This window comes from Priestia sp. SB1 (genome assembly GCF_038898415.1).
The window spans coordinates 1-1,576 of the sequence record NZ_JBBJSS010000036.1 but is presented as its reverse complement, the minus strand read 5'-3'; the positions used below and the strand labels follow the sequence as shown (position 1 = coordinate 1,576).

Here is a 1,576-nt window from a genome sequence, read left to right as displayed (position 1 = left end):
CAACATGAATTTGTTCAAAAAGGAATGGTGGCCGATATCGCCATCCATCGTGACGATGCAAATAATCCTCACGCTCACATCATGTTAACAATGAGAAACGTAGACCAAAATGGCTTTGGCAAGAAGAATCGTGATTGGAATGCTGACTTTGCGAATGCCAAAGAAAACAATCGTGGGTACGTTAAAAACAGCGAAGGCTGCTTATCTATTCGTGAACAATGGGCGAATTATGCCAACAAAGCGTTGGAAAAAGCCCAAAGCAACGAGCGCATCACGCACCTTTCTCATGAGAATCGTGGTCTTGAAGTCCTTCCAACCATCCATTTAGGCCATGTGGCTCATGATATGGAGAAGAAAGGGAAACAAAGTCAGCGCGGCCAAGTTAACCGGGAGCGCCAAGAATACAATCAAGTAGTTATCGACTTACAGACTTACCGTCGCCAAAAAGAAGCTCATCTACAAAAAATGAAAGAAAAAGAGAAGCAATTCAGCTTCTCTACAGATATTGAAAAAACACAGATTCAAAAGGCTGCATCTCTTTTAAATCAACAAGTCGTTTCCTTAGACGATATCTACAAACGCCATGGCGAATTACGTAAAATGAGTGATCGTCATGACCCGATTGAACGCCATTTTCATGTTCAACAGCAACAATTTCTGAACGTCAGCAACTATTATGACCGTGTAAACGATTTAGAGCGTGAGATTAAGCAGAATGAAGAGAAAGTAGATGAACTCAAGGGAGCACTCAATCCGTTTAAACTGAAAGAGAACAATATGTTAAAACGTCGTTACCTTGATAAAATCTCTGATTTAGAGAGCGATAAAGCAAACTATGAAAGCAACATTCAAGGGTATAAAGAATCTCTTCGTTTTTCAAATGAAGAAGAGTTCTACGAACGCTATAAAGAGTTCTCTCACCAAAAAGAAAATCGTCAGCATCAAATTAAGTATGAGAAAGAGCAAATTCAAGTGGAAACGAAGGTATTGTTACAAGCAGAAGAAGCCATTAAAATGGCTAAGATCCGTGAGGTAAGCTCACATTATCCTGATTTAAAAACAGCCGGAAAATACTTAAGCTATGACAATGCCTTAAAACTAGAGAAACATATCGACATGGCCAAAAAGACGCCAGTAACATTAGAAGTCATTGAAAAAGCAATTGGGAATCAGAAAGAAGAGTTATACAAACTAAAGAAGAATGTAAAAATCTTCGAAACAGAAAGAGATTATCTAGATACGATGAAGAATCAAGTTGCGAGCCTTGAAAAAGCAGAGAAAGAACTTGATCAACTAAGTAATAGTCCTGGTGAGACAGCTAAACGATTGGTTTCAAAAAAAGCACGTCTACACTATGAAGAATTACAGCACGAAGCCAATCACTACAAAGAGAACCTTAAGGAAAAAGGGTATAAAGGACCGGATGATTTAAACAAGCGACAAAGCGAAATTAGAGAGCTTGAGAAAGATGTCATCCCAGCTATAGAAAAGCAGATAAAAACCAAAGAGCAGGTCATAGGAACGATTTCAGGCATCTTTGATGCGATCCAACAAGCTACTCGTAGTGAAGAGCAAG

Annotated in this window: 1 protein-coding gene; it reads left to right on the top strand. The window is 39.0% G+C overall.

The annotated features are described in order from the left end of the window. On the top strand, window positions 1–1,576 hold a 1,576-nt coding region (locus tag WKH56_RS35025), incomplete at both ends, for a MobA/MobL family protein (protein WP_342837864.1).